This is a genomic window from Flavobacterium cheniae (genome assembly GCF_004363695.1).
Classification (GTDB): Bacteria; Bacteroidota; Bacteroidia; order Flavobacteriales; family Flavobacteriaceae; genus Flavobacterium; species Flavobacterium cheniae.
In genome coordinates this window covers 1-26,052 of the sequence record NZ_SNZC01000002.1, presented here as the reverse complement: position 1 = coordinate 26,052, position 26,052 = coordinate 1, and the positions used below count along the sequence as shown (strand labels likewise).

Genomic DNA, 26,052 nt, shown 5'->3' with positions numbered 1-26,052 from the left:
AAATTTTAACATTTAATTATATAGGAATCGCTCTACATTTGTGGAGCGATTTTACTTTTACATTGGACGGAATTTCATTTAAAATATACAATTCAGTTAAGGAATTACCAGCACTTTGGGACATTGTGGCTCAGAGTAATGTTTTTCTACAAACGCCTTATCTATCTGTGCTTGAGCGCTCGGCTCCTGTAAATATGGAGTGTTTTTATATTGGTATTTTTGAAAATTCGGAACTAATAGGTGTCTCTTTAGCTCAATATTTAGATTTGAATAAATTGGAATCTTTTGGAGAAAGAGATAAGTCGTTTAAAATTGCTATTCGTAATTTTATCTTCAAAAATTTCGCTTCTCACACACTTTTTCTTGGAAATAACATGATTACGGGTCAAAACGGTTATGTTTTTACAAAAGAAATCGATTTTGAATGTATTAGTGATATTCTAATTCAAAGTGCCGAAGAGATTACATTATACTTCAAGAAAAAAGGGATAAATATCCACTTAGTTTCCTTTAAAGATTTTTACGAAAATTGTTCAGTTCAACTGAAGAAATTTCGCTTTTCTAACATGTACGAGTTCAATACTCAACCCAATATGATTTTCTATTTAGATGAAAAATGGAAATCAGAAGAAGATTATGTAGCCGCACTTTCGAAGAAATATCGTGACCAATTTAAAAGGGCTCGAAAAAAGAATGACGGAATAATCGTTAAAAATCTTTCTTTCGAAGAAGTGGTTCAGCATGAAAATACGATTTACGATTTGTATCATTATGTTGCTAAAAATGCGCCTTTTAATACGTTCTTTTTAGCTAAAAATCATTTTTCAACTTTGAAAGGACAATGTGAGAATCGTTTTCAAATTTTTGGCTATTTTCTAAATGATAAATTAGTTGGTTTTCATACGCTATTGCTAAACGAGTTTACTTTAGAAACGTATTTCTTAGGTTACGATGAAACCATTCAAAAAGAAAATATGCTGTATTTGAATATGTTGTACAACATGACGAAATATGGAATTGAAAACGGATTCAAAAAGATTATTTTCGGAAGAACGGCTCTGGAAATAAAGAGTTCTGTAGGAGCAACACCCGTTCAAATGTCGGGTTTTATTTATCACAATAATAAATTGGTAAACAAATTTATTGGTAAAATCTTCAAAAATTTAGAGCCAGAACTACATTGGCAGCAGCGACATCCTTTTAAATAAAATACGGCATATTACGTATATAATCTAAAAAGGATTAAATTATATTTGTAAAGTTAATACAATCAAATCTTTACAATTATGCGATTTACTTTTACTCTTTTAACTTTTTTTCTTGTTACAACTTTTGGATTTGCTCAAAAAGCACTTTTCAATGATACATTTCAAGATGATACTAACAAATGGACATATAATGGAGATGGATTCGACTCAAAAGTTGATGACGGAAAACTAATTTTAGAAAATAAGCATGCTACTAATTCTAAGTGGCGCTACATTTCAATAACTCAAAATACCGAAGTGGTAGATTTTGATATTGAAGCTACAATAACTCTAGATAAAACCCCAAATGATTATGCTACTTATGGTTTGGTTTGGGGCATGTATAGCGATAATTCTGATTACAGAGTTGTGCAATTATCTGCAAACAATCAAATACAAATTTATCATTATTACGGTAAAGAATTTCATTATGGTAAGAAATGGACTGCCTCAAAAAATGTAGGAGGTAAAGGCAAAAAAAATAAGATAAAAGTAGAGAAAAGAGCTAATACTTTTAAGGTATATGTTAATGGTGTTTTAGAGCATCAAACGGGTGATAATTCGTATTATGGCACTTCGTTTGGATTTATTGTAGATGCTGGCGTTACTGTTGAAGTTGAAGATTTAAAAATAACAGAACAGCCTTTTTCAATCAAAGTAGTTGAAGAATTCAATCCAAACTTGAAAATGGTAAAATTGCCAGAAACAGTATCTAGTCCAACTATAGAAGAAGCAAATCCTGTAATTTCGGCAGATGGTACTATCTTATATTTTGATAGAAAAGAAAATCCATTAAATGTTGAAAGCCCTAAAGACGATATTTGGTATTCGGTAAAAGATAAAAATGGAAACTGGTCAGAAGCTAAAAATATTGGTCGACCATTAAATAATCGCGACAACAATTTTGTTATTTCATCTTCACCTGATAATAATACATTATTGTTGGGAAATAAATATGCATCAGATGGTGTTTCACCTAATGGAGGTGGCGTTTCAATTGCTCAAAAAGGACAATCGGGATGGGAAATTCCGAAAGATGTAGTTATTGAGGATTTTATAAATACAAATGGATATGTTGGGTATTTTCTTTCTAACGATAATAAAAATTTATTAATGACGGTAGAACGACCTGAAGGGCTTGGATTAAAAGACATCTATGTTAGTTTCGTTAAAGAAGATGGAACATTTTCTAAACCTAAAAGTTTGGGTAATGTTGTTAATACTTTTGAAGATGAGGCAAATCCGTTCTTAGCTTCAGATGGTAAAACATTATATTTTGCAAGTAAAGGACATCCAGGATATGGTCAGTTTGATTTATTCGTCACCAAGCGATTAGATGATTCTTGGACAAATTGGACAATACCTGAAAATTTAGGTAATATTATCAATTCTCCATTATATGAATTAAGTATTTTTCTTTCAGCTAAAGGAGATAAGGCCTACATAGGAAAACAAAGAGATATCTGGGAAGTTGATAACACTGTAAAGCAAGATCCGGTTGTCTTAGTAAAAGGAAAAGTTTACGATGCTAAAACCAAAGAAATTTTAAGTGCTAAAATTGAATACAACAATTTAAAAACCAACAAAATGATTGGAACAGCTATTTCTGATCCAAAAACTGGAAGTTACTCAATTGTATTGCCTTACGGATTTAATTATAGTTTCATGGCAGATAAAGAAAACTATTACGCCATCACTCAAAACGTTGATTTATCTAATTTGAAAGAATACAAAGAAATGGAAGTGGATTTGTATTTAACACCAATTGAAAAAGGTGCGATTATTCGTTTAAATAATATATTTTTCGATTCTGGAAAATACGATTTATTATCAGAATCATTTGCTGAGTTAGATATTTTATTCGGATTATTAAAAGACAATAAAAATATCAAAATTGAAATTGCAGGTCATACAGATGCAGTTGGTTCTGATGTTGCTAATATGGAATTGTCTAAAAACAGAGCAAACTCAGTTCAAAAATACTTGTTGGGAAAAGGTATTTCTTCAGATAGAATTGTAGCAAAAGGATACGGAGAAACCAAGTTTATTGCGCCAAATACAACCGAAGAAGGAAAACAATTAAACAGAAGAGTAGAGTTTGTGATTTTAGAAAAATAATTCGAGGAACTTTTCTATCTTCGTGTAAAATTTAAAACATGGCACGAACAAGTTCTACCGAAACCGCAATAAAAAATATGCTCATTCCATTAGTGCAAGCTATTGGCCGCTCGGGAAAGTTAATTTACTTGTTGATTTTTTTGATCGTTGGGTTTTTGGGGTATCAGTTTTTTACAAAAAAATCGAATACAACGACAATTGAATACGATACCAATTTGATTCAAGTTCAAATTAAAAATGTTGGAAAATTAGTAGTAACCGAAGGACATTTTGCCGAAGTTTTAACGTATAAAGACAAAAAAGAAACTTATATTCCAGGGTTGTCTTTCGATAAAAAAGCATTGGTTGTTATAAATGCAGATGTTACGGTTGGTTTTGATTTGAGCAAAGTAACGTATGATATTGATGCAAAAAATAAAATGTTAACCATTACCAATATTCCAAAAGAAGAAATAAAGATTAGTCCCGATTTTAAATATTATGACACTGAATCTTCTACTTTTAACGAATTTACAGGTGAAGATTACAATAAGATAAATAAAATTGCAAGAGCAAATTTGGCTAAAAAAATTGAAAAATCTACGCTAAAAACTAATGCTCAAAATAGATTATTGAGCGAGCTTTCTAAAATGTTGATCGTAACAAACTCTTTAGGTTGGACGTTATCTTACAAAGGAAATGTAGTAAAAAACGATAAAGATTTAGAATTAAAAATAATCGATTAAATACGCATTTATTCGTATTGAAAAAACCAAGTCATTAAGTCAAATTTGTAATTGATTTAATGACTTTTTTTATGGATAAATTAATAATACTAGTTCTTGTTTTATTATCGCTTTTAGCGATTAAGCTCATAATTGCAAATAAAAGAATTAAGCAAATGCATTATTTGAAGATGAAGCAACTAAAAGATATTTTCAAAAACTTGTCAAGTAAGCAGGAAATATTAAATCAAAAAGCTTCTATTTCAACTGATTTTCAATCCAATTATAAATCGGATATGAAGAAATTAGGTGAAGAAATTTTTGTATTGCAAAAAAGAATATTTGAGTTACTTACAAAGAAATAAATTTGTATTTTTAGTATATAAAATCCAAGAGATGAATAAATGTTTAGTTGTAATCTTAGCGTTATGTTTTCATTTTGCAAATGCACAAAAAGAACCGAATGCTACCTACCAATTTCTAAAAAAAATAGACGACATCAATTACTTGAACGATTCAAAAAATAAATCGTCTATCGATTCTTTACAATTGATAATCGATAATAGTTCAAACGATACAATTAAAGGATATTTTTATAGAATTCAGGCTAAATTTTTAATCAGTCAATTAGAACATGATGTAGCTTTAAAAAGTTTAGACAAATCCATCGCTTTTTACAAAAACGCTAATAATTCATTGGGAATTATAAAATCAATGATGAATAAAGGCGGTGTTTTGTATCAAAAGGGAGAAACCAAAAAAGCAACTCAAGAATATGTCAATGCTTTAGCAATTGCTGAAAAGAAAGGATATAAAAACGAAATTGCAGCTTTGTACAAGAACATAGGACTCGTTTATTATTCACAAGGAAAAACTAAAGAAGCTTTGGCTTACAACAATAAAGCTTTGGACATTTTTAATCAATTAAAATCAAAAAAAGATATTGCGGCAACTTATGTCAATATCGGAAATTGTTATTTTGACGATTACCAACCTCAAAATGCTTTGTTGAATTATAATAAAGCTTTGAAATTGTCTAAAGAAACAAATGACAATCAAACTATTGCCAAATTGTATAATAACATTGGTTCTGTTTACATCAACGATTTACAAGATACAATCAAAGGAATCGATTATTTATTAGACGCTTTAGCCATAAAAAAACAAATGAATAACCAAAACGATTTGATTATTCAATACAACAATATTGCAGCGGTTTATTTAGATATTAGAAAATACGATTTAGCGTTGAGTTACAATGATAAAGCTTTTGAATTGGCTTCTAAATCGGGAAATTTGGAAGAATTAATCAATGTTTATGATACTTATGCGCTGATTAATTCGGCAAAAAAAGATTTTAAAAAAGCTTACGATTATCATAAATTATATTCAAAAACAAAAGATTCTTTATTGAATATTGACAACTTAAAAGCAGTTGAAGAAATCAATACCAAATACCAAACAGCCGAAAAAGAAAAACAACTGTTACAAAAAGAAGCAGAAGCTAAAAAGAAAACCACAACCATAATTATTCTTTCCTTGTTAGCTTTTTTCATTGCGATTGTTGGATTTTTAATTTACCGTCAACAACGCCTGAAAAATGTGCAACAAAAGCAAGAATTTGAATTGCAATCAGCTATTACCCAAATCGAAAATCAAAATAAATTACACGAACAACGTTTGGCGATTTCAAGAGATTTACATGATAACATTGGTGCACAATTGACATTTATTATTTCTTCGGTTGAGAATTTAAAATTCGGTTTTCCAACGATGGAGAATTCCATTAAAAATCATTTGACCAAGATTAGCGATTTTACGAAAACCACAATTGTAGAACTTCGCGATACGATTTGGGCTATGAATGCTAATGAATTTACGTTTGACGATTTAAGTTCCAGAATTTATAATTTTATTGAAAAAGCGCAATCGGCTAAAGAAAACACAGCATTTAAATTTTTGGTTGATGATAGTTTGAAAAACAGTAAATTTTCATCTTTAGAAGGTGTTAATTTGTATAGAACGATTCAGGAAGCGGTAAATAACGCCATTAAATATGCCGATGCAACGGAAGTTTCAGTTCAAGTACAACCAAATGAAAACGGAATTGTAATTGATATTTCAGACAACGGAAAAGGTTTCGATTTGGAAACAATTGATTTTGGAAACGGAATTGTAAACATGCAAAAGCGTATCGAAGAAATTGGGGGTATTTTCAAAATCCAATCAGAACTTACAAAAGGAACTCAAATTACAATTTCACTAAACAAATAATCCATGATTCGAATTGCCATAGTTGACGATAATACATTTCTGCAAAAAACGATACAAGATAAATTGAGTTTTTTTGCTGATGTTGAGGTGCGAATGAAAGCCATTCACGGTCAAGATATCATTGAAAAGTTAGAAAAAAATCACAATCTCGATTTAATTCTAATGGATATCGAAATGCCAAAAATGGATGGTATTGAAGCAACGGCAATTATCAAATCAAAGTTTCCGCAAATCAAAATCATTATGCTAACGGTTTTTGATAATGATGAGAATATTTTCAAAGCCATAAAAGCCGGAGCAGACGGTTATTTTCTGAAAGAAGTGAATCCACAAGAATTGTACAATGGCATTCAAGAAACCTTATCAGGTGGCGCAGGAATGACGCCTTCAATTGCATTAAAAACACTTAAACTATTACGAGAGCCTTTAGTTTTTGATGATTCAATAGCTAAAGAAGAAATCAGTTTAACTACTAGAGAAATTGAAGTGTTGGAACAATTAAGCAAAGGATTAAAATACAATGCAATTGCCGAAAATTTGTTTCTTTCACCAGGAACTATTCGTAAACATGTGGAGAATATTTATACTAAACTTCAAGTCCACAATAAATTAGAAGCCATTCAAAAAGCAAAAAATAATAAGTTGATTTAATCAATATACGAATTTCTACGTATTTCTTTACGTATTGCTACCGCATAATTTTACTTCATAATTAAGAACAAAAAATGTTTCACTAATTCTGAAGATTATTATGAAAAAAATGCAATTATTTTCAATACTTATTTTGGCTTTTGCTTTTCAAAATGCAACTGCGCAATTAGACAAATTAGCCGTAAAATTCAATACGGGAATGTCGTTCTCAAAACCTGGAGACGATTTAGGCGAAGTAGCAGACAAAGGAAAAGCGATGCAATTATTTGCCAGTTTAGAAGGTTCTTATCATCTAAATTACAACAAAAACACCAAATTCGGTATTAAAGGAGCGGCTGTTCTTGGTCGAGATTGGGCTAACTTTTTAGCAGCCGACAGAAGTACCGAATTAAAAGTTGCTGTTACAAGTGCAAAGCTAAGAGTTTATCCACTTTCATACGACGGAAATATTGAAGATGGATTAGAACAATTACTTCCAGAAGGTTTGCCTTTTTTAGTTGAAATTCCTGTTTATATAGGTATTTATTCAGTTTTTAATAGTTTACATTTTGATTACGGTGTTGGAGCAGGTAAAATTCTAGAAACAGATTATGCCGGAATTGGATTTCAAGACGAAACGGTAAAACGCACCATGAAATACTTCGGCTGGGGTTTTCAACCACAAATTTTCCAATCCGATTCAGAAAAATGGTCGTGTAATGCAGTTTTCGATTTTGGGAAATATTCTTGGAAAAATGCTGGCGGAGGAACTTCATCTTTTAAAAGCAACCACGTAGGCTTTGGTGTTCAATATAACTTCTAAAAAATATAAAAATGAAAAAAATAATCACTTTAATAGCAGTATTGGTAATCAATTTTACGAATGCTCAAATCGCAAAATATAAAGCTTCAGATTTTAATTTATCTGCTGATGTAACAAAATACGAAGAGAAAGAATTCTATTTTGATTTCGGATTAAATAAATATAAGTTATCAAATACCAGAACCATTTATATAGAGAAAGGTTTGGTGACAAAAATCGAAAACCTATCCAATTATTTCATGTATATGGAAGCAACTAATACATTTAATTATACAAATGGATTACTGCAGTCGATTCATATTAAAACACAATTGGGTGAATTCACTGAAAACTTCGTTCACAAAAATGGTAAAATAGCTGAAAAAAGGGATGCTGCTAAAAAAAGTGTATTTGAATATGATGCCAAAGGAAATTTGAGTAAAGAAACAGTATATGAAAAAGATGCAATGGTTGAAAAAATTACTTATGCTAATTACAATTCACCAAATTCATATACTAAAAAATCAATCAAATATGCTAACAATGAAGAAGATCAAGTTAATGAGCAAATAATCAAGAATGGGTTGTTGATTTCAGAAAAAAACACGACTAAATATTCAACTTTAACCGAAACCTATCAATACGATAAAAATAGAAATAAAACGCAATATACAAGAGATGATAAGGTTTTTAAAAATTGTTATGAATACGACAGCAAAGGAAATATTGTGCGTTCGCAAATTCAACAACTCGATTTTGATACTGATGATAAAGTTAACTATTTCACATTTGCAAAGGTTACATATTCAAACGGTAAAACTGCAGGAAAAGCAGATTTTGATGTAAATTATGTTAAAAAGTATGATTCAAATTCAGCTTCTTATGACGTGAGCACATCTTTTCATGGCGCTTCTGACGAAGAATTAAATAAAGCTTTAGCCGATTTGCAAGCGTTATTAAAATCAACCTATAAGATTAAGAAAAATCAAGATAATTCTTTTACAATAAAAGATTCAAAAGAGGAAGAAATTACAAATAGCGTAGATGCCGTTAGAAGTAAAAATGACATTTTGGTTTATGACATTTTGTATAAAAAATCAGTATTACTAAAAAACTTTTTTAACGATGAAGTAAGAGTTGGAGAATGGTATGAAATGGAAGAATTGTCTTCGCCTACAGGAATGTATTGGATATTTTCAGAAGCACCAGAGTTTTTTGTGATTCAAAACGGAGTAATCTTAGATTCATCTTTGTACAAATTGGTGAAAACAAAAAAAGATGATGATTTCATTGTACAAGAAGCAGGAATTGACAAATACATCATTCGCGATTTGAATTCAAAAGGTTTTGAAACATTTTATCCATTGGAATTTTTAAATAATTAAACATGAAATCGCCACTAACAACAAGTTGCGTAAGCAACACCAATGAAGATAGGCGATTACATATGACCTTTTAAAAACAAATAATTATCTACATATGAAATTTACTATTCTTTTTCTCTTTTGGTTTGCTAATATTTTTGCCCAGCAACAATTTAGAACTTCCGATTTTGGTTATTCTGATGATGTGGTAAAAGTGGAAGAATCGCTTTATAAATTTAATATTGAAACAAAAGAATTTGTTAGAGAAAACACCTATACAACCGAAATCAAAAGCACTTTTTTCCAAAAGCAAACACTTGAATCTTATTTTGGTGATAAAAGATTAATTGGAGAATACACGTATAGTTATAATTCAGATTTCACGCTTAAAGAAATCAATTATAAACCATTGGAAGGAAATTTTGGTTACCCAATGAAATTTTTATTTCAGTACGAAAAAGGGAAGTTGGTAAAAATGATTATTCAAGGTATATCAACCACTTATTTCGAATATGATAGAACGGGAAATCTAATCAAAGAAATTCAAAAAGATGTAAAAAATGAAGTGGTAAAAGTGACTATTTATCAAGATTACAAAGGGAAAAGTAGTTATGTAAAAATTCAAAAAGATGGCGATGGAACAGGAGCTGATTTTACAAAAGAATACTTTGAAAACAGTATTGTTACACGCAAAGAATTAGTTTCTGGTGATTTTAATTCAATTATTACTTACACTTATGATAAGAATAAAAATGTATTATCACAGGTTTATGACGACAGTTCTCGAATTGATTTTAATTACGAATTCGACGCCAAAAATAACCGAATCAAAATTGCAAAGTTGAGTCAAGCAGAGCCAGAAGATAATTCGTTTACATTTATTAAAATTACGTATGCTGATGGAACTACTTCAGGAAGTGCATCATTGGATTTAGACTTCGTTAAAAAACACGATAAATTGTTCAGAGAGAAAGATTCTTTGATGCAACAATATCAAAAAGTAGTGTATTCAAGAAAAGATTATTTATCGGTTTTAAAAGGCGAAGATAATGTAATCGAAATCCAAGATTCGTATGATAATAATTTTGAAAAAGTAGTACAATTAGTAGATACACCAGAACATTCCAGTTTAGTAATTTTTAATGAAGTAGATCAATCCGTGCATTTTGTGAAAGATTTTTATTTGGACGATTTTTCAAAACACGAATGGCATGATGCTATAAAATTGATATCGCCAACAAGAATATTTTGGGTAAAAGATAACAAGTTTAAAATTTCGTTTTACCAAGATGGGAAGTATTTACAAAGCAGTAATTTTTCTATCTATGATGACGAAAATCCAAATCATTTGATTGTAAAATCATTTGATGGCACAACTTACCAAATTCAAAATGTTGAAACTTCAGAAGCGGGAAGATTATATCCATTATTTAAAAAGTAACAGAATGAAAAGTTTATTAATTTCAATTATTGTTTTATTGGGTTTGAGTGTACAAGCGCAAGAACAATTTCGTACGTCGCATTTTAATTGGTCACCAAAAACACAAACCATTCAAAAAGAAATTTATGGTTTTAATTCGGAAACCAATGAAAAGGAATGGATAAAAACGGAAACTTATGTTTTTTATAATACCTATTTAGATACAATGGTGGTTGATTTAGGAAATGCAAAAGAAGTTACCGAGTGTAATTATAACATCGATGGAAATTTAAAAGTAAAATATACTTATTATCTACAAAGCGAAACACAAGATAAAACCTTATTTTTCTATGATAAAGAATTGCGATTAACCAAATCCCAAGAATTTGTGCAAGGGAGATTGTTTTCGGAAACGAAATATTCATATGACAAGCAGAATCGATTGATGAAATCAGTTTGTAGAGAAAAAGAAACTGGTTTTTCTGAAATTACCGAATATTCTAATTACACGTCTGACGATAGTTATACCAAAACTTCGTATTACAAAGATGCCAAGAAAGAAGCAAATTTGGCAATCGAAATTTATAAAAACGGATTATTAATAGAAGGAAATTATCAGATTTTCGATTTAAAAAGTAAAGTAGTTTATCAGTACGACGAAAAGCGAAATGTAATTTCCGAACAAAAAGATAACGAAGCGCCAACATTTTATCAATACGAATATGATGCAGAAGGAAATCCAACGAAAATAATCATTTCAAATGCTCAAAATCCGTATGTGAATTCGGAGATTATAATAAAAAGTACATACTCTGAATTTATCTCAAATTAAAATACGCTTTTCGGCTAATTGTTTGCCTTGTTACGATTTTCCATTTTTGTCTAAAAATAGATGAATATGGAAAATTTGTATTTTATTCTGGTTCCAGTTGTTTTAATAGTGATAGTTTTAACTTTCAAATTTTTTAAAATGGAAGAAGATTATAGAGAAAAATCAATGGAAATTCAGCAAAAAATTGAGGAATTCAAAAAAAGGAATGACCTAATTGAAGATAAGAAGATTACTATTTTAGAGCAATCAGGCCATGTAAATCAGATTTTTAAACAAGTTTGCGATTTGCACAAGTTAGTCTTTCATAAATATTTTAAATAATTTATGAAATTTTATTACTTTTAAATTAAATTCTACAAAATGATTAAAATATATCAAATTCTTATACTGTTTTTTCTTGTTTCTCATTCATTTGGACAAGAGGGCAATGATTTTTCAAAAGAAAATAAAAAGTTATTTGAAGAATTAAGTTTGTTGGGTAAGAAAAAATTCGAGAACGAACAAACGTCTTTAAAATCAATTGAATCATTAGAGCCAAAACTTAAAGCGCAAGATGTTGATTCATTGTTTGGGTTATATCATCGAGTAAAATTTAATCATTACAATAACTTTTTAAAAAGAGATTTAGCTTTAAAAAGTATCGAATTGTCTATTAGCTATTATAAAAAAGCGAATAATCTGAAACAAGTTGCGTTGTCAACAATGAATAAAGGAAATTTGTTTTTATGGCAAAGCGATAACAAAAACGCTTTGATTAATTATTTTGAAGCATTAAAGATTACCGAAAAAAACAAATTCAACCATCAATCAGGTTTAATTTATAAAAACATCGGTGTTGTTTTCTCAAATCAAGACAAACAGAAAGAAGCTTTAGAGTATGCAAATAAAGCGTTGCAAGTTTTTCTTAATTTAAAAGATGATGAGCAAATTGCGGGTGCTTACATTAATGTTGGAAATTGTTACTTCAATCAGTATGATGCTAACAATGCACTTGACAATTATAAAAAAGCGGAGAAAATTTCCATTAAAACAAATAACTTAGAAAATTTAAGTTTTGTGTATAACAACATTGGTAGCGTTTATATCGAAGATAAAGGTGACACAATTCAAGGGGTAAATTACCTAAAAAAATCAATTGATATACGAACACAATTGAAAGACTTAAACGGATTAATTTTTAGTTATAACAATATCGCAAATATTTACATTGGTTTAAAAAAATTCGAGTTAGCCGAAGAAAACATCATCAAAGCTAAGCAGTATGCAATTGAAGCAAATAATAAAAGAGAATTGACAGAGAGTTTTCGACTTCTTTCCTATTTAAATGAATCAAAAAATGATTACAAGCAAGCTTTGCATTTTCATAAATTGTATTTAAAACAAAAGGATTCATTAATTAATGAGAAGAACAACAAAGATGTAAAAGAGTTGGATGTTAAATACCAAACCGAAAAAAAAGAAAAGCAAATTTTGCAACAACAAGCTGAGGTGAAGCAAAAAAACATTTGGTTACTCTTAATTTCAAGTTTTGTAATCATTGGTTTTATTTTGTTTAGAAATTTTAGAGCTAAAGCCAAATTGCAAAAAGAACAATTAGAATTAGAAAATAAATTATTAGAAGAACAATCTAATTATAAAATTCAGGAACAACGTTTGGATATTTCCAGAGAATTGCATGATAATGTGGGATCGCAATTAACATTTATCATTTCGATTTTAGATAATTTAAAAAGCTCTTCGGTTCAGTTTGATGATGCTATTGACAAAAAAATAGACACACTTACTAATTTCGCCAACAAATCCATTTCCGAGTTGCGTGACACAATTTGGGTTTTAAATTCTAAACAATTGAGTTTGTCTGAATTAAAATCTAGAATGCTTAATTTTATAAAAGATGCAGGAGAATCGGTAGATACTATTCGTTTTCAGTTTGATTTTGATATTCAGAATGATGTTCAGTTGTCTTCAAAACAAGCCATTAATTTATATCGTATTCTTCAAGAAATTGTAAATAATGCCATTAAACACGCTAATGCAAAAGATATTTCGGTTTCAATTTCTCAAATAGAAAACAAATTGCAAATTAAAATTTCAGATAACGGAATTGGTTTTGATTACGAATCCAAAAAGAAAAAATCATTTGGGTTAACCAATATCCAAAATCGAGTTCAAGAAGTAAACGGAAGTTTGCAAGTTGAATCTAATGAAGCAAAAGGAACTAATTATTCCATTACGGTTAAATTGTAATTATGATAAAAGTAATTTTAGTGGAAGACAATTTCTTTCTGCAAAAAACATTAGAAGAAAAACTGTCTAATTTTTCAGATATTGTGATTAAAGATACGGCTCAAAACGGAGAAGAAGCCATCGCTATTTTAGAGAAAAATCATGTGGTAGATTTAATTCTAATGGATATCGAAATGCCAGTCATGAACGGAATTAAAGCAACCGAAATCATCAAATCGAAATATCCGCAAATTAAAATTGTAATGATTACCGTTTTTGATAACGATGATAATGTGTTTAATGCAATTAAAGCTGGAGCCGATGGTTATTTGTTAAAAGAGACCAAAGCAGAAAAAATCTATGAAGCTATTATAGAAACCTTAGCGGGTGGTGCAGCTATGTCGCCTTCAATTGCTATGAAGACTTTAAAATTATTGAAAAATCCAATTCCTTTCGAAACTGAAACTGAAAAGGAATTAGTTGAACTTTCTACTCGTGAAATAGAAGTTCTAGAGCATTTAAGCAAAGGGTTGAAAAATAAGGATATTGCCGATAATTTATTTTTATCTACTTCAACAGTAAAAAAACATATCGAAAATATCTACCGAAAACTACAAGCACACAATCGAATTGAAATGCTACAAAAAGCAAAACAGAATAAACTCATTTAATTAAAATACGCCAAACGGCTTATTTCTTTGTGATGGATTTTGAAGCAACTTTGTTGTATTAAAAATCACGAATCATGAAAAAATTCTACACTTTATTTTTATTATTATCAGGGGTAATAATAAATGCACAAAATCCTCTTGTGATAAAAGATGTTACATCTTCACTAAAGCCAACTGGTAATTCAGATAAAGCCGATTTGAATTATGCTAAATGGAATGGTAAAATATTTTACGCTGGTACAGGAAGCAATATGCTTTGCGTTACTGATGGAACAACCGCAGGTACAATTGGAATTTCTACTTTAGGAGGAACTACTAATATTTCAACGATAATTCCTGCACAAGATTTTGTTTATGTCATTACTAGTGATATAACATTTACTCCATCTATAGCTTCAACAGATAAAATATGGAAGTCAGATGGAACAGTAGCAGGAACAACTTTAGTTTATGCTTTTGAAACTGCGCCTGGGTCAACAAATGTAGGTGTTTATTATAGTGTTTCTACACATAAAAAAAATTATTCAGTTGATGGAAACATACTTTACTTTTCAGCTTATGATAGTACTAATGGAAAAGAATTATGGAAAACAGATGGTACAGCTGCTGGAACAATGATGTTGAAAGATGTAAAAGTTGGAACTGGAAGTAGTCAAACGTCAGGATTTTGTAAAATACCAAGTACTACTTTGTTTATTGCGCAAAGTGTAGGTTTTGAAAGTAAATTGTGGAAAACAAATGGCACAACGGTTGGTACAGAACAAATTTCTGTAGCAGAACCTTTCTATATTGTAAATCAAGATATGGCAAAGTTAGGCGATAAAGTAATTTTCTTTGCTCATAACACGGTTGATGGCTACGAACCATATGTTAGTGATGGAACTGCAGCTGGAACTTTTATGTTGAAAAACATTAATCCAAGCGGGAATTCATTAACCACCCAAGCAATGGGATTACATTTGAAAATTGCTGGTCAATATTGTTATTTCATTGCAAATAACGGAACAAACAATGCGCTTTGGAGAACCGATGGAACAATTGCAGGAACAATTGAAGTTATTCCAAATGTTACCAACGGAATTAGCGATGCAGGTTACTCAACAACGGATTCAGAAAATATATGGTTTGTAAATTTTACAGGGAGTAATGCAACGCAACAATTATATAAATCTAATGGAACTGTTGAAGGAAGTTCTCAAGTTTTTTCTAATCTGAGTTATGCACAAAATTTAACAACTTATAAAGGGGCATTGTGGTTTAGATCGGCGAATATTGGAACGCCTGCAAATGCAGAAGTTTGGAGAAGTGATGGATTAACAGTAAACACCGAATTAGCGTTGGATTTAGAACCAACAGTTATATCTGGAACGCCTTTTAGTAGTAATCCAAATGCGTTTTTTGAGTTAAATGATAAATTGTATTTTTTTGGAAAAGGGAATAATAATAATTCACACTATTTATATCAATACACAGGAGATTTTACTTTTAACGGAAGTGTAAGTAACGATTGGAATAATAAGAACAATTGGAATAGTATGTTAAAGCCAGGAATAACAGATGAAGTTACTATTCCAGTAGGTCAAAATGTAAATGTGAATGCTAATGCTTATGCTAAAAATGCCATGATAAATGGGAATGTAAATTTAGTAACAGGAAATTTAGATTTGTATGGCTATGCATTAATGAACAACAATGCTAAAATAACTTTAAATACAAATAATTTAAATTTAAAAGGAGCTAATTCATCTTTAGTGGGCTCAAGTACAAGTCATGTTGTTACTAATGGAACTGGAAAAGTTACTATTGAAAAAATGAATGCTTCAAGAGGAACGGTTTTGTTACCAATAGGAACTGGAACTTCATTTCATGAAACTGGAATTTTAAATAATGGCACTTCAGATACATTTAGTGTAAGAGTTGAAAATGGAGTTGCTTCAAATTATGTTGGAGAAACGCAAGGAACTGCAATAACTGAAAAAGCGGTAAATACAACTTGGCATATAGGCGAAACAACTCAAGGAGGAAGCGATGTGGCTTTAACTTTTAGATGGAATGCTTCTCAAGAATTAGCAAACTTTAATAGAAATACTGCAAAAATTGGTCACTACAATGGTTCTGGTTGGGACATGTTAACAAGCGCCCTTTCTGGTAGCGGACCTTATACTTTGCAAACTAACAATGTTTCGAGTTTTTCACCTTTCATCGTGGTAAATGAAGAATTGTTATCTAGTAATCAATTTGAAAACGCGAATGATTTTATGGTTTATCCAAATCCATCAAATGGTAATTTCACGATTCAAGTTCCAGATAGTTTTATCGGAAGTAGAGCTATAATTTATAATTTATTAGGTCAATCCATCAAAGAATTTTCTATTGATGAGGTGAATCAAAATACCAATCTTGAAAAAGGAGTTTACTTACTTCAAATTCAAAAAGGAAATCAAGTTAGTACTAAAAAAATCATAATTCAATAAGCATGAGAAAAGTAATTTATTTGATGATATTGGCCACATCGGCAGTATTTTCACAATGTCCAGAAGGACTAATTACAAGTGAACAAAACTTAGTAAAAAACGGAGATTTTGAAGAAGGAAGCACGCCTTTTGATTCCGATTACAATGAAGAAGAGTTGGCGGGAGCAGGTAATTACAGAATTACCGATGATGCTTACAAGTTTTCACCTATTTATTTTAAAGGAAAAGGAGAAGGAAACTTCATGACGGTTGATGGTGCAAACGGAGAAAATATGACGGTTTGGTCTCAAAAGATTTCAGTTAAAAAGAATACCACTTATTTTTTCTCTTGTTGGACTAGTACTTTAAATGTGAAGACAGGACCACCGGCTGTATTACAATTTTCTATTAATGGAAAATTGTTAGATGTGCCTTTTAAATGTCCAAAAAAATTAAACAAATGGGAACAGTTTTTTGTCCTTTGGAACTCAGAAGGAACAGAAGAAATTGAAATTAGAATTGTGAGTCAAAATCCTGATTGGGACGGAAATGATTTTGGTTTAGATAGAATTAAATTCTACGAATGTCAAGAAGTAAAATTAAAAATTGTGGAAGACCAACCTGTGGTATTGAGAAATGTACTTTTTGACACTAACAGTGCTGTGATTTTAGAATCTTCTTTTTCAGAATTAAATGAATTGGTAGGTTATTTAAAACGTAATAAAGATAAGAAAATTGATATTTCAGGTCATACCGATAATGTTGGAAGCGATGCCGCAAATCAAAAATTATCAGACGCTAGAGCGAAATCAGTTATGAGTTATTTAGTTACCAATGGAATTGAAGAAACTAGAATGACAGCAATAGGATTTGGTGAAGAAAAACCTGTAGATTCAAACGATACTTTTGAAGGAAGACAAAAAAATAGACGTGTGGAGTTTATTATTGTAAAATAAGCGGTTATGAATTATTGTAAATTTATTTCATTTTTGATTTTAATGCTCTCTTTTAAAGGTGTTTTTGCCCAATATGGAGATGCTTATCATTCTTCTAATACTTATAAATTGGAGCAAATGCGCCAGGATCGTATTAATATTAATAATGCATCACATAGAGCTAATATTAATAGTAAGCAAGGATCAACTGGTAGTTATGCACCAGGTAAAAGTTTTCCTTACATGATGAGTCAAAAACAAAAAGATGATATTGCATATCGTGTAAAGCTAGCTGCAGAAGCAAGAGATAGAGAAGAACGAGATAGATTAAAGAGAGAAGAATGGAAGAGAATCAGGATTGAAGATGATAAAAGAGAAAATGAATATATTAGACAAAATATCCCCGAAATTATGGGCTTTGGTGTTGAAGAAGGTGATGCATTAGTCAATTTATTAGGTTCTTTCTCGTTTGTTAATGATTCTGATAATAATTCAAACGGAAAAAGGATTCTTAGAGCTAAAGCCTTTGAATTAGCGGGTTATGTTGAAAAATTCAATAATGAAATCAATACAACTGATTATGGTGAATTGCTTTATTATGTTTATACTTTTAAGGAATTTCCATTGACAGCTTTTAGTTCAATTGAAAAATTAAAAAAAATGTATCCTGATAAAAAAGAGGAGCTTAACAGGTTTTTACTCATCGAGGTGATGCCTATTTTTTTTAATGGCATGCGTTATGAACATAGTGTTTTTGTTAAACCAATAAATGATGATCCAACATTTTCAGAATTAAATTACTGTAATAATCCTAAAGAATTCTTAAAAAGAAAAGTTGAAGTTAGGAATTATTTTTTGAGTTTGGAAAAAGACTATTCTGAAGCTTTTAAAATAGGAATTGGCAAAATAAATTTTGATAATTCACCGTATGTTGTTATCGCTAAACAAGCTTTAAAAGATAAAAAAGAGGATATTGCAGAGAGTTATTTTTTAAAACAATTAAATTGTCCAACACAAGCATATTACGAACAAAATGAAAGTTTTAATAATTATGTCTATAGAAATCAAGTCATGCTTGATTTTTTAAAAAAGAAATCAAAAGAGTTTAAAAAATTTGAGTATCAAGATTTTGTTTATATCGCAAGAATAAAAGGGCTTTCTTTTATTGAAGTGTTAGAATTATTTGATGTTTTTAAGTTTATCGATGGAAATGAAATAGGGAAATTTAATGCTTCAAAAGAGTGTAAAGGATCTTATGAATGCTTCTCTTGTGGTAAATATAGTCCAAAGGGTTTTAGTTACAGTCCTCACAGCAGTAGTAAAGCTAAAGATTTGATTTATCAAGCAGTACAAGAAAATGAACCATCTGCGTTAAATGCCTACGGTTTAATGGTTGCTGCGGGAGAAACAAATGAACCAGAAATAAATTGCTTCATTTATTTTAAAAAAGCTGTTGATTTAAATTATGCTTGGTCTGCTTATAACTATTTGGCTGCAGTAAGTTGGAGATTAAAAGGATATAATGATGTATTTTTTAATCAAGGTGTAGATATTTGGAATGGTTATGAACCACTCTCAGAAATTGAAAAAAGAAGGTTTGAAAGTGCTAAATTAACAATGCGTAAACTAGAAATGTTTCATTTTCGTTATAATAAAAAATATCATGACGGAATGAATTTTAAAAAAATAGAATAAAGAAAGTCCCGATTAAATCGGGACTTTCTTTTTATAATTTACTTTCTAAACTTTGCCAACCACCACCATTGATGCAATCAATTCCGTGTTGTTTTAAAATAGAAGTCGCTTGACCACTTCGCATTCCTGAACGGCAACATGCAATTACTGGTTTATTCCATTTTTTGATGGTTTCAATGTTTCCATTTAAAACTTGTAAGGCAATATTTTTTGAACCTTTGATGTGTCCGTCTCTATATTCTTCAAGTGTTCTTACATCTAAAATGATAGCTCCTTTTTGAACGTATTCTTGAACTTCGTTCGTTTTATTTCCTAATCCTAAAAAATCTAATATTCCCATAATTGTTTCTTTTTTTTGACAAAGATAAAGGCGATTGTGAATCTATTCAGTAACAAAAGTTACTTAGGTTAAGCATTAGCTTTCTCAAAAATTAATTCCAATCCATTGTCAATCAAATGTGCAACTTCTGGGCGATTACTTTTTACTTTTTCTAAATGATTTAAAGCTTTATCTACTAAATCTGAATTTCCTTCTTTTTTAGCTAATTCAGCGATCTCAACTGATAACAACCAATCGTTAGGATGTCCTGCAGAAACGGAAGCAAATGCTTCTTTTAAAGTGGTAGTCGCAGGTTTTCCTTCTCTTATATTACGAATACTTGCATAAAGTTTTTCTAATTCTTCTCTTTCAACAGATTTTTTCTGTTTAATAGTTTGCGATGATGGAACGTGATTAATCATGTCAAAACTATTCACATCTGCAGGTCCTGAAAAAGCAGAAATTACTTTTTTACCCACAGCCATATCATAAATTCCCCACTCTGGTTGGAAAAGAACAGTATCGTTATGTGTAACCGTACAGTTTTTGAATTTAATCAATAAAATTTCACCTTGTAAATTACGAGAACCTGTGATGATTTCTCCTGTGACTTTGATATTTCCTTCAAATTCTAAAGTAACTTGTTCGCCTTCGTAAATGTCATACGCACGTAAATCTCTCGGACTCATTTCCTCAATAGCCAAGTTGATGCCTTTTAGTTTTCCAATTGGCGAACCAAAACCTTCTGCATGATATTCTGTTCCGTGACCTACTAATTCTTTTTCTCTGTAAGAAAGCGCCGTTTTTCCTGTTGTTTGAACATATACAGGTTTTCCTTCATTTTCAATTACATTAGTAAAAACTCCTGAAATTTGAATTCCGGTACTCAATTCAATTGTTCCTAATGATTTTGAACTGATTAATTTTTGAACTCCAGATAATCCTCCTGTTCTCAAAGCCATAGTATTAGCAAATTCTTCTAAAACTGAACTTAATTTAGCAAAATCAGGAGTAACATATAATTGTGGTTGAGGTTTTGTAATGTCAAAACTTTGGTCTGCCGCTGAAATATCATAAGGGATTTTCTTCACGTTATCGGTCATACACCAAGCACTTTCTCCAATCGAAGAAAGTAGTCCTGCACCATAAATTTTTGGGTTTTCAACCGTTCCAATCAAGCCATATTCAACTGTCCACCAATGTAAATTTCTAATGCGCGACATTTCTGATAATTCGCCCATATTATTCTGTAAGAAATCAACTTGCTCTTCCGCTTTTTTAATTTCAGATTCAGGAGTATCTTCTGCTTCTTTCAAAATAGAAAGCAAACGAATGGCTTCGTATAATTCATAATCACGAGAAGAGGAAATGGCTTTACAACCAATTTCACCAAAACGTCTTAAATATTCTGCATATTCTGGATTAGCAATAATAGGAGCATGTCCAGCGCCTTCGTGAATAATATCTGGAGCCGGTGTATATTCTATGTGTTCTAATTGACGAATATCACAAGCAATAACTAAAACATTATACGCTTGGAATTCCATAAAAGCATTGGGTGGAATAAATCCGTCAACGGCAACTGCAGCCCAACCAATTTCTTTTAAAATACGATTCATTCCATACATGTTTGGAATGTTATCGATTTCTAACCCCGTTTTTTCTAAACCTTCTAGATAGGAATTATGCGCTACTTTTGAAAGATAAGACACATTTTTGCGCATTACATAACGCCAAACCGCTTGGTTTATTGGAGTGTAATCATCATAAACTTGAGGTTTAATGAATTGTTTTAAATGCTTAGGTAATCTGTCAATCAGCGGATTGCTTTCAAAATGCGTTTCCATAATTTTACTTGTCATGTTTGAGGTAAAATTACGAATTTTTCAGAAAGCAGGAAAGTTTTTTAAGAATTTGATAGTTTGTTTTTTATTTAAACAATACTAATTCGTTTCTCTGATTAGTTGTTCGTTTTTTGCTTTTCGGTTTTTAAGGATATTGATGTAGCGTAATGCAATTTTATCACCATAATCGGTGTAAGATTTAGTTGTCCATTCTATCGCAGCATCAAGATTTCCATTAATTTCATTAATGATTCCCATATTGTAGCAAGCTCTTCCGGCAATTTTTGGGTCGCGATTTTTTGTTTCTAAAAGCCATAATTCAGCAGCACTATCCCATTGTCCTGCTTGAGCTCTTCGTTTTGCAATTTCAAAGTTTTGAGTTCCTTTTACGTAGTAATCTCTATTTACTCTTATGCGATAAGGCATAATTTGAGAAGCATAATTAGCGCCAATATCTTTAGCAACCGAAAGTACTGCATCTTTTCTTGACTTTACAGTTTCAAAGGCTTTAAGCGGATTAATTCCTCTTCCATTTAATTGAATCGTATTATTAGAATAATATACATCAACAATTGCTTTATCATTATTGTCATATATTCTCCAACCTGATTTGATTAAAGTAGTAACAGTAGCTTCGTGTTCGATTACTGGAATTGTAAGCCCAAATGCGTTTTTAGCTTCGCTTTTAATGGTTCTATAACTTATTTTAGAATCGGTGTCAAAATAAGAAAGTTCGTAAATGGCATCTAAGTTGTTGGCTTTGCAAATTTCGTTTACTTTTTCCCAAGACAATTCACTAGTGAACTGGTCTATTCCGTATTTTTTTGATTCCAAAGTGTCGATTAAAGTAACACTTTGAATTTTATTGTTTTTCAGAAGTTCGCTTTTTAAATTTTCAATAGCCGTATAGCTTCCTAATTTATCTAAGTTTTTTCCTTCAGCAGACAAAATTTTATCAACCGCATCAAAAACTTCATATTTTTTATCAGGTAAACTTCTGTTTACGATTCCAATTTTAGAAGTCTGTTTGTTTAATAAAACAGGTGCTGGTTCTGTAACAGGAAGTGTTAATCCATTGGTAGAACTGCACGATACAAATAGTGTTAGTAGAATTGAAACAACTAGTATTTGGAGGTAATTTTTATTCATAATTTCAATTTTGTTTAAAAATAGAAATAAAAATAACACTTCAATATTTTTACTCCACTTTTTCTATTGGAACAGTTGGTTCAATTTTTGGAACACTATCATTCTGAATCGTTGGAGTAGGAGTTGTAGTAGTAGGAACTGTTGTATTAATAGGAGTTACACCATCAACATATTCTGTTTCTTCTAAATCTTCTGATTTTCTACCTAATTTGATATCCGGATTTTCTTGTGTTCCCAAAACTTTAATTGGAATTCCTAAAATACCTAAAGGTGGTAATCCAATTCGCATTTTTAAGTTTAATTTTCCGTCTAAACTGGTTTGTCCTTCGAAACGCAATCTAAAACCAGCTACTTTAAATTTGAAACGTTCAATAGTTACGATGTTGTTCTTGATAGTAGTTTTTATATCTACTTTAGAGATATCTGGATCTTTAATATCAGGATTTTCGGTTTTAGATGAAACTACATTTAATAATTTAAAGCCTTTCATTTTTACTTTCTTTACAGAAAGTGTTCCGCTTCCTTCTAATGACGGCATTACAGGTTCCATTTGATTGTTTAAAACACCTTTTATCGAATAATTTAAACCAACAATTCCTTCGGCACTTTCGGCAGCCGTTACGATTTCTCGAAACATTTTAATTTCGTTGTAAGCGCGTTTAATATCAAATTCGGAAGCATTAATTTTATAATCAAAATAAGCTTTTTGAGTGCCTTCGTTTTTATAAAATGCATCCATTTTTGCAGTTGCTCCAATGATATCAAGCGTTCCGTTTGAAAGTTGTAAGGTTCCGTTTTTAATGAGTATATTTCCTCTTAAATTTTCAATAGTAACATCGTCGTATTTTGTTTTTGCAGCATTAGTTTGGATAGCAACATTCAAATTGGTTGGAATTTCAACTACTCCTGAAACTTCTGTTTTTTCAGTTTCTTCGTCAGTTTCATAAGTTGTAGTTGGAATAAATTCGTTTATGTTTAAGAAATTCGATGTAAGATTGAAGCTTCCTTTTAAAATTTGATTTTCTGAAAGGACAAAATTGATTACGTTTTCTAAATTTCCATTCATTGAAATATCTGACGTTCCATATTTTCCATTGAAATTAGAAAAATTCATCTTGTCTTGATTGAACGTGAATAATCCGTTTTCTATTAAAAATGGTTTTGCTAAATAATCACTTGTGGTTTTAATGTTTTTTACTTCAAGAGTTCCGCTATTTTTTAAGTTGCCAATTCTTCCGTTGGAAGCATCACTTTGTTTTCCTGCCAAACTCAAATCAGCTTTGATGAAACCATCTACATCCAATCCTTTTTGCGAGAAAACTTTGTAAATTCGAGCAACGTTTAAAGTTCCTTTCGCTTTTACATCGTAATTAATATCATCAAAATTTTTAAACGAAGCATTTAAGTTAAAAGGTTCGCCTTCAAAAGTGAAATTCGCTGGTGAAAGTATAAAAGAAGCATCTTTGAAATTACCCGTTGGACTATTCAAATTAGCTTTTAAATTAATATTCTGAATCGGTTTCGGATAATAAGAGGTTTGAATTAATCCTTTTTTGATTTCAAAATTTCCTTTTGTAATAGGGAATTTTTTATCTTCTTTGCTGTAATTTCCTTTGGAAACAATGTCTGCATCTAAATTTCCAGCTAATTTTAAATTCGGAATTTGAAGCGCATTACTCAAAAAAGCCAAATCTAATTTCGATTTCACTTTTGAGTCGATGGTTATCTTTTTTCCAAAACCATCCGAAATTAAAATCGCACTTAAATTATTCTTATTGACATCAAAGTACAAAGAGTCTAATCGCACTTTAAGTTGATTGATGTCTAAATTTGGTAATTTTGTATCGAAATTCAAGAAAATATTCTCAACCGGATAAGGCGCTTTCGTGTGTTTTACATAACCATCTCGTACTTTTATATTGAAATTTAATTCGGGACTCAAGTTTTCCGAAGCAATATATTTTCCTTTCAAAGTTAAGAAAGCAGAAGTTTTTCCTTTCATTTTGGTTTCAGTCATCCATGAAACATATTCAGCAGGTAAAGCCGTGAATAAATCGTCAAGATTACTGTCTTCCGTTTTTAATTTGAAATCCATCTGGTAGCCGTTTTTCAAGAAATCGAACAACCCAGTAAATTCAACAGGTAATTTGTTGATGACTAAATCATTCTTTTCAAAAACAAACGAAAGCGAGTTGGTATTGATTTTTGTAATTAAATCGGCTTTTACTTTCTTGTTTTTCAAGTATTCTTTTTTGTCATAAGCAAAGCTTAAGCTGTCAATTTTTGCCGAAGTTTTTAAGTTGAAATTCGATGCTTGTAAGTCGCCTTTGCCTTTATAATTGAAACCTTTTGCTTCAATTGAAATCTTTGTAGATTTATCATTATAGACTAATTGACTGTTGCTGATTTGTATGTTTTCTAACTTTAAAGAAGCACTTTCAGAGGAAGTTGTGGTGTCTTTTGAATTTGATTTGTAAATGTTATAATTAGCGTCTCCTTTCTGATTAACCAAAATATTGATTTTAGCATTATCAATATAAATTTCTTCGATTTGTGTTTGACTTCCAAAAACAACGCTCCAAACGTCAATTCCAAAACTAATTTCTTTAGCTGAAACTAAAGATTTGTTTTGATATGGTTTTGATCCGTTAAGATTTAATTCGTGTAAGGTTAAAGTTAAGGAAGGAAAGTGTTTAAAAAATGATAATTCGGAATCGTTAAAGTTTAGTTCTCCTTCTAAATTTTTATTGGCTAACACTTTTACTTTTTCAGTAATAGTATCGGCAAAAATTATAGGTAATAATACAAAAGCAAGCAAAGAGATTGCAAAAGTTATTCCTGTTATTTTTAAAATTTTTGAGAGAATTGTTTTCTTTGATTTTTCCATTTTTATAGCTGTATCGAGATATGGCAAAATTACTACAAATTATTATTTGTAAGATTTAAAATATTTGTAAAAAAAAAGAGCTAGTTGCGACTAACTCTTTTTTTATTAACGTTTCATCGTAAAATGCGCTTTAAACTGTTTCGCCACACCATTTTCCATGTAATCTAATGAGAACCAGTAATCGGTTGATGGAAGTAATTCTTGATTATATGTTCCATCCCAACCCTCGCTATCGTCTGTAGCGCTTAGTTGTTTTATTAATTTACCATAGCGGTCAAAAATGTATAACTTAGCTCCTGGTTGGTTTAATCCTCTGATATTCCATATATCATTGATACCATCTCCATTCGGTGTGAAGTAATTTGGGTAGTCGATTATGGTTACTAATTGTGTCATAAATGTACATCCTTCTGTATCAACAACAGTTACTAAATGTTCCCCAGCACTTACTCCTGTAAACACATTAGAAGACTGTAGTGGAC

The 26,052-nt window shown here is 30.5% G+C and carries 21 protein-coding genes; 16 read left to right on the top strand and 5 right to left on the bottom strand.

The features are described 5' to 3' along the window. Positions 1-38 precede the first annotated feature (38 nt). The 16 genes from C8D80_RS05035 (at position 39) to C8D80_RS04960 (ending at position 19,371) form a co-directional block, all read left to right on the top strand. Positions 39-1,208 (top strand): GNAT family N-acetyltransferase, encoded by a 1,170-nt coding sequence (locus C8D80_RS05035; protein ID WP_249038409.1) that lies wholly within the window; start codon positions 39-41, stop codon positions 1,206-1,208. A gap of 78 nt (positions 1,209-1,286) precedes the next feature. Then, positions 1,287-3,365, top strand: a complete 2,079-nt coding sequence (locus tag C8D80_RS05030; RefSeq protein ID WP_133608053.1) for an OmpA family protein — start codon at positions 1,287-1,289, stop codon at positions 3,363-3,365. Between the two features lie 77 nt (positions 3,366-3,442). Further along, positions 3,443-4,090, top strand: coding sequence for a DUF4230 domain-containing protein (locus C8D80_RS05025; RefSeq protein WP_133609422.1), 648 nt, complete (start codon positions 3,443-3,445; stop codon positions 4,088-4,090). Between the two features lie 71 nt (positions 4,091-4,161). Next, entirely contained in the window at positions 4,162-4,434 is a 273-nt protein-coding gene (locus C8D80_RS05020; protein WP_133608052.1) for a hypothetical protein, read from the top strand. A gap of 31 nt (positions 4,435-4,465) precedes the next feature. Continuing rightward, on the top strand, positions 4,466-6,343 hold the full coding sequence (locus C8D80_RS05015; RefSeq protein WP_133608050.1) for a tetratricopeptide repeat-containing sensor histidine kinase: 1,878 nt from the start codon (positions 4,466-4,468) through the stop codon (positions 6,341-6,343). Positions 6,344-6,346: 3 nt separating this feature from the next. Then, positions 6,347-6,994 (top strand): response regulator, encoded by a 648-nt coding sequence (locus tag C8D80_RS05010; RefSeq protein ID WP_133608048.1) that lies wholly within the window; start codon positions 6,347-6,349, stop codon positions 6,992-6,994. A gap of 100 nt (positions 6,995-7,094) precedes the next feature. Continuing rightward, complete coding sequence (locus tag C8D80_RS05005; protein WP_211341869.1) at positions 7,095-7,796, top strand: hypothetical protein; 702 nt, start codon at positions 7,095-7,097, stop codon at positions 7,794-7,796. Between the two features lie 11 nt (positions 7,797-7,807). Beyond that, complete coding sequence (locus C8D80_RS05000; protein ID WP_133608044.1) at positions 7,808-9,160, top strand: hypothetical protein; 1,353 nt, start codon at positions 7,808-7,810, stop codon at positions 9,158-9,160. A gap of 94 nt (positions 9,161-9,254) precedes the next feature. Further along, positions 9,255-10,580 carry a hypothetical protein gene (locus tag C8D80_RS04995; RefSeq protein ID WP_133608042.1) on the top strand — a complete coding sequence of 442 codons (1,326 nt, stop codon included), beginning with the start codon at positions 9,255-9,257 and terminating at the stop codon, positions 10,578-10,580. A 4-nt stretch (positions 10,581-10,584) separates the two neighbouring features. Next, positions 10,585-11,391, top strand: a complete 807-nt coding sequence (locus tag C8D80_RS04990) for a hypothetical protein (protein WP_133608040.1) — start codon at positions 10,585-10,587, stop codon at positions 11,389-11,391. 138 nt (positions 11,392-11,529) lie between these two features. Further along, positions 11,530-11,712 (top strand): hypothetical protein, encoded by a 183-nt coding sequence (locus C8D80_RS04985; RefSeq protein WP_133608038.1) that lies wholly within the window; start codon positions 11,530-11,532, stop codon positions 11,710-11,712. A gap of 39 nt (positions 11,713-11,751) precedes the next feature. After that, the gene (locus C8D80_RS04980; RefSeq protein ID WP_133608036.1) at positions 11,752-13,638 is read left to right on the top strand and encodes a tetratricopeptide repeat-containing sensor histidine kinase; all 1,887 of its coding nucleotides are present in this window, start codon (positions 11,752-11,754) and stop codon (positions 13,636-13,638) included. A 2-nt stretch (positions 13,639-13,640) separates the two neighbouring features. Next, positions 13,641-14,288, top strand: a complete 648-nt coding sequence (locus C8D80_RS04975) for a response regulator (protein WP_317125872.1) — start codon at positions 13,641-13,643, stop codon at positions 14,286-14,288. A 74-nt stretch (positions 14,289-14,362) separates the two neighbouring features. Continuing rightward, positions 14,363-16,762 carry an ELWxxDGT repeat protein gene (locus C8D80_RS04970; protein ID WP_133608032.1) on the top strand — a complete coding sequence of 800 codons (2,400 nt, stop codon included), beginning with the start codon at positions 14,363-14,365 and terminating at the stop codon, positions 16,760-16,762. A gap of 2 nt (positions 16,763-16,764) precedes the next feature. Then, the gene (locus C8D80_RS04965; RefSeq protein ID WP_133608030.1) at positions 16,765-17,697 is read left to right on the top strand and encodes an OmpA family protein; all 933 of its coding nucleotides are present in this window, start codon (positions 16,765-16,767) and stop codon (positions 17,695-17,697) included. A 6-nt stretch (positions 17,698-17,703) separates the two neighbouring features. Beyond that, positions 17,704-19,371, top strand: a complete 1,668-nt coding sequence (locus C8D80_RS04960; protein WP_133608028.1) for a hypothetical protein — start codon at positions 17,704-17,706, stop codon at positions 19,369-19,371. A gap of 31 nt (positions 19,372-19,402) precedes the next feature. Here the strand turns inward: C8D80_RS04960 and C8D80_RS04955 are convergent, their stop codons facing one another. The 5 genes from C8D80_RS04955 to C8D80_RS04935 all read right to left on the bottom strand — a co-directional run. Beyond that, positions 19,403-19,711 carry a rhodanese-like domain-containing protein gene (locus tag C8D80_RS04955; RefSeq protein ID WP_133608026.1) on the bottom strand — a complete coding sequence of 103 codons (309 nt, stop codon included), beginning with the start codon at positions 19,709-19,711 and terminating at the stop codon, positions 19,403-19,405. A gap of 68 nt (positions 19,712-19,779) precedes the next feature. After that, a complete protein-coding gene (locus C8D80_RS04950; RefSeq protein WP_133609420.1) occupies positions 19,780-21,537 on the bottom strand; it encodes an aromatic amino acid hydroxylase in 1,758 nt (585 codons plus the stop codon). A 96-nt stretch (positions 21,538-21,633) separates the two neighbouring features. Next, positions 21,634-22,683 (bottom strand): DUF6340 family protein, encoded by a 1,050-nt coding sequence (locus C8D80_RS04945; RefSeq protein ID WP_133608024.1) that lies wholly within the window; start codon positions 22,681-22,683, stop codon positions 21,634-21,636. Between the two features lie 49 nt (positions 22,684-22,732). Continuing rightward, positions 22,733-25,570: an AsmA family protein gene (locus C8D80_RS04940; protein WP_133608022.1), complete on the bottom strand. Its 2,838-nt coding sequence runs from the start codon at positions 25,568-25,570 to the stop codon at positions 22,733-22,735. A 105-nt stretch (positions 25,571-25,675) separates the two neighbouring features. Next, on the bottom strand, positions 25,676-26,052 hold a 377-nt coding region (locus C8D80_RS04935), incomplete at its 5' end, for a T9SS type B sorting domain-containing protein (RefSeq protein ID WP_133608020.1).

Bases quoted from the DNA above. Each gene is read 5' to 3' on its own strand.
- C8D80_RS05030 (WP_133608053.1), top strand. From the start codon at position 1,287: ATGCGATTTACTTTTACTCTTTTAACTTTTTTTCTTGTTACAACTTTT.
- C8D80_RS05025 (WP_133609422.1), top strand. From the start codon at position 3,443: ATGCTCATTCCATTAGTGCAAGCTATTGGCCGCTCGGGAAAGTTAATT.
- C8D80_RS05020 (WP_133608052.1), top strand. From the start codon at position 4,162: ATGGATAAATTAATAATACTAGTTCTTGTTTTATTATCGCTTTTAGCG.
- C8D80_RS05015 (WP_133608050.1), top strand. From the start codon at position 4,466: ATGAATAAATGTTTAGTTGTAATCTTAGCGTTATGTTTTCATTTTGCA.
- C8D80_RS05010 (WP_133608048.1), top strand. From the start codon at position 6,347: ATGATTCGAATTGCCATAGTTGACGATAATACATTTCTGCAAAAAACG.
- C8D80_RS05005 (WP_211341869.1), top strand. From the start codon at position 7,095: ATGAAAAAAATGCAATTATTTTCAATACTTATTTTGGCTTTTGCTTTT.
- C8D80_RS05000 (WP_133608044.1), top strand. From the start codon at position 7,808: ATGAAAAAAATAATCACTTTAATAGCAGTATTGGTAATCAATTTTACG.
- C8D80_RS04995 (WP_133608042.1), top strand. From the start codon at position 9,255: ATGAAATTTACTATTCTTTTTCTCTTTTGGTTTGCTAATATTTTTGCC.
- C8D80_RS04990 (WP_133608040.1), top strand. From the start codon at position 10,585: ATGAAAAGTTTATTAATTTCAATTATTGTTTTATTGGGTTTGAGTGTA.
- C8D80_RS04985 (WP_133608038.1), top strand. From the start codon at position 11,530: ATGGAAGAAGATTATAGAGAAAAATCAATGGAAATTCAGCAAAAAATT.
- C8D80_RS04980 (WP_133608036.1), top strand. From the start codon at position 11,752: ATGATTAAAATATATCAAATTCTTATACTGTTTTTTCTTGTTTCTCAT.
- C8D80_RS04975 (WP_317125872.1), top strand. From the start codon at position 13,641: ATGATAAAAGTAATTTTAGTGGAAGACAATTTCTTTCTGCAAAAAACA.
- C8D80_RS04970 (WP_133608032.1), top strand. From the start codon at position 14,363: ATGAAAAAATTCTACACTTTATTTTTATTATTATCAGGGGTAATAATA.
- C8D80_RS04965 (WP_133608030.1), top strand. From the start codon at position 16,765: ATGAGAAAAGTAATTTATTTGATGATATTGGCCACATCGGCAGTATTT.
- C8D80_RS04960 (WP_133608028.1), top strand. From the start codon at position 17,704: ATGAATTATTGTAAATTTATTTCATTTTTGATTTTAATGCTCTCTTTT.
- C8D80_RS04955 (WP_133608026.1), bottom strand. From the start codon at position 19,711: ATGGGAATATTAGATTTTTTAGGATTAGGAAATAAAACGAACGAAGTT.
- C8D80_RS04950 (WP_133609420.1), bottom strand. From the start codon at position 21,537: ATGGAAACGCATTTTGAAAGCAATCCGCTGATTGACAGATTACCTAAG.
- C8D80_RS04945 (WP_133608024.1), bottom strand. From the start codon at position 22,683: ATGAATAAAAATTACCTCCAAATACTAGTTGTTTCAATTCTACTAACA.
- C8D80_RS04940 (WP_133608022.1), bottom strand. From the start codon at position 25,570: ATGGAAAAATCAAAGAAAACAATTCTCTCAAAAATTTTAAAAATAACA.